Source organism: Sphingomonas sp. PP-CE-1G-424, from assembly GCF_004341085.1.
Classification (GTDB): domain Bacteria; phylum Pseudomonadota; class Alphaproteobacteria; order Sphingomonadales; family Sphingomonadaceae; genus Sphingomonas.
On sequence record NZ_SLXW01000023.1, the window covers coordinates 2670 to 5857 of the forward strand.

Consider the following 3188-nt stretch of genomic DNA (forward strand, 5'->3'; position numbering starts at 1 on the left):
ACACCCAGTGATGTCGTTGGTGGTGTGGACTCTCAAGCGTGAGGTAAGGGCAATTCGTGGATGCCTTGGCACATACAGGCGATGAAGGACGTGGCACGCTGCGATAAGCGTCGGTGAGCTGTGAGCAAGCTTTGACCCGACGATTTCCGAATGGGGAAACCCACCTATCCCGATTAATCCAAGCTGTGCGGTAACGCAGGGTATTGGGTTAGTTAGGTTAGGTATCACTTAGCTGAATACATAGGCTTCGTGAAGCGAACCCGGCGAACTGAAACATCTCAGTAGCTGGAGGAAAAGACATCAACCGAGATTCCGTTAGTAGTGGCGAGCGAACGCGGACCAGGCCAGTGCCTGAATTTCAACTAGCAGAACGATCTGGAAAGTTCGGCCATAGCGGGTGACAGCCCCGTATGCGAAAGTGAGAATTCAGGACTCGAGTAGGGCGGAACACGTGAAATTCTGTCTGAACATGGGGGGACCACCCTCCAAGCCTAAATACTCGTATGTGACCGATAGCGAACTAGTACCGTGAGGGAAAGGTGAAAAGCACCCCGATGAGGGGAGTGAAACAGTACCTGAAACGGATTGCCTACAAGCAGTTGGAGGGCTTTTATGGCCTGACAGCGTACCTCTTGCATAATGGGTCTGTGACTTAATGTATCAAGCAAGCTTAAGCCGATAGGTGTAGGCGCAGCGAAAGCGAGTCTGAATAGGGCGCCAGAGTTTGATGTATTAGACCCGAAACCCGGCGATCTAGGCATGACCAGGATGAAGGTGCAGTAACATGCACTGGAGGTCCGAACCGATTAACGTTGAAAAGTTACCGGATGAGTTGTGTTTAGGGGTGAAAGGCCAATCAAGCCGGGAAATAGCTGGTTCTCCGCGAAAACTATTGAGGTAGTGCCTCGCACGAACACCTTAGGGGGTAGAGCACTGGATGGGCTAGGGGGTCGCGAGATCTACCAAACCTAACCAAACTCCGAATACCTAAGAGTGATATGCGGGAGACAGACGGCGGGTGCTAAGGTCCGTCGTCAAAAGGGAAACAGCCCTGACCTACAGCTAAGGCCCCCAAATCGTATCTAAGTGGGAAAGCATGTGGGACTTCCAAAACAACCAGGAGGTTGGCTTAGAAGCAGCCATCCTTTAAAGAAAGCGTAACAGCTCACTGGTCTAAACAAGAGGTCCTGCGGCGAAGATGTAACGGGGCTCAAGATACGTGCCGAAGCTTAGGGTGTGCCACTTATGTGGTACGCGGTAGCGGAGCGTTCCGTAAGCCTGTGAAGCGATCTGGTAATGGGTCGTGGAGGTATCGGAAGTGCGAATGCAGACATGAGTAGCGATAAAGAGGGTGAGATGCCCTCTCGCCGAAAGACCAAGGGTTCCTGCGCAAGGCTAATCCGCGCAGGGTGAGCCGGCCCCTAAGACGAGCCCGAAGGGGGTAGTCGATGGGAACCACGTTAATATTCGTGGGCCTGGTGGTGTGTGACGGATCATGTGTGTTGTCATCCCTTATCGGATTGGGATGGCTTCGAAATGGTTCCAGGAAATAGCCCCACCGTATAGACCGTACCCGAAACCGACACAGGTGGTCAGGTAGAGTATACCAAGGCGCTTGAGAGAAGTGTCCTGAAGGAACTCGGCAAATTGCCTCCGTACCTTCGGAAGAAGGAGGCCCTCACTATGCGCAAGCACTTTGAGGGGGCACAGGCCAGGGGGTAGCGACTGTTTAGCAAAAACACAGGGCTCTGCTAAGTCGGCTTCAAGACGACGTATAGGGCCTGACGCCTGCCCGGTGCCTGAAGGTTAAGTGGAGGGGTGCAAGCTCTGAAATGAAGCCCAGGTAAACGGCGGCCGTAACTATAACGGTCCTAAGGTAGCGAAATTCCTTGTCGGGTAAGTTCCGACCTGCACGAATGGCGTAACGACTTCCCCACTGTCTCCAGGACATGCTCAGCGAAATTGAATTCTCCGTGAAGATGCGGAGTACCCGCGGTTAGACGGAAAGACCCCGTGCACCTTTACTGCAGCTTCAGAGTGGCATTAGGAAGAAACTGTGTAGCATAGGTGGGAGGCTTTGAAGCATCGGCGCCAGCTGATGTGGAGCCATAGGTGAAATACCACCCTGTTTGTTTCTGATGTCTAACCTCGTTCCGTAAGCCGGAACAGGGACCCTCTGTGGCGGGTAGTTTGACTGGGGCGGTCGCCTCCTAAAGAGTAACGGAGGCGCGCAATGGTGGGCTCAGGACGGTCGGAAACCGTCTGTTAGAGTGCAATGGCATAAGCCCGCCTGACTGCGAGACTGACAAGTCGAGCAGAGACGAAAGTCGGTCATAGTGATCCGGTGGTCCCTCGTGGAAGGGCCATCGCTCAACGGATAAAAGGTACGCCGGGGATAACAGGCTGATAACCCCCAAGAGCTCATATCGACGGGGTTGTTTGGCACCTCGATGTCGGCTCATCACATCCTGGGGCTGGAGCAGGTCCCAAGGGTTTGGCTGTTCGCCAATTAAAGTGGTACGTGAGCTGGGTTCAGAACGTCGCGAGACAGTTTGGTCCCTATCTGCCGTGGGCGTCGAAATTTGAGAGGAGTTGACCCTAGTACGAGAGGACCGGGTTGAACATACCTCTGGTGTACCAGTCGTTCCGCCAGGAGCGCAGCTGGGTAGCTATGTATGGACGGGATAACCGCTGAAAGCATCTAAGCGGGAAGCCTCCCTCGAGATAAGATTTCATAGAGCCGTCGGAGACCACGACGTTGATAGATCGGATGTAGAAGTGCGGTAACGCATGGAGCTAACCGATACTAATTGCTCTATTCGCGCTTGAGAGTCTCACACCATCAATGACAACACTGGGTTCGCCCAGCTAGCCATTCGATAGTGCGGATGATTAAGACGACGCCAGATTGCCAATCCCCTCGCCGTCGAGGGATTGGTCGAATACCACTAACCTTGCACGGTATCGATTTTAAACCCTCAGGCTTCGCCGCAAGACGAAACCCGAGGGACCTAGATATGACGCGTACGCATGTCGCACCGGCTCCATTGCCTGGTGGCTATAGCGTCGGTGTCCCACCCGATCCCATTCCGAACTCGGCCGTGAAACCCGACTGCGCCAATGGTACTATCGCTCAAGCGATGGAAGAGTAGGTCGTCGCCAGGCATTGAAGCCCGTGCAACATGCAA

2 rRNA genes are annotated in these 3188 nt (G+C 53.9%); both read left to right on the forward strand.

Annotated features, from left to right (window positions below):
• The first annotated feature begins 33 nt into the window (after positions 1-33).
• Positions 34-2830 (forward strand): 23S ribosomal RNA (locus tag C8J43_RS21650).
• 220 nt (positions 2831-3050) lie between these two features.
• A 5S ribosomal RNA gene (rrf, locus tag C8J43_RS21655) occupies positions 3051-3165 on the forward strand.
• Positions 3166-3188 lie beyond the last annotated feature (23 nt).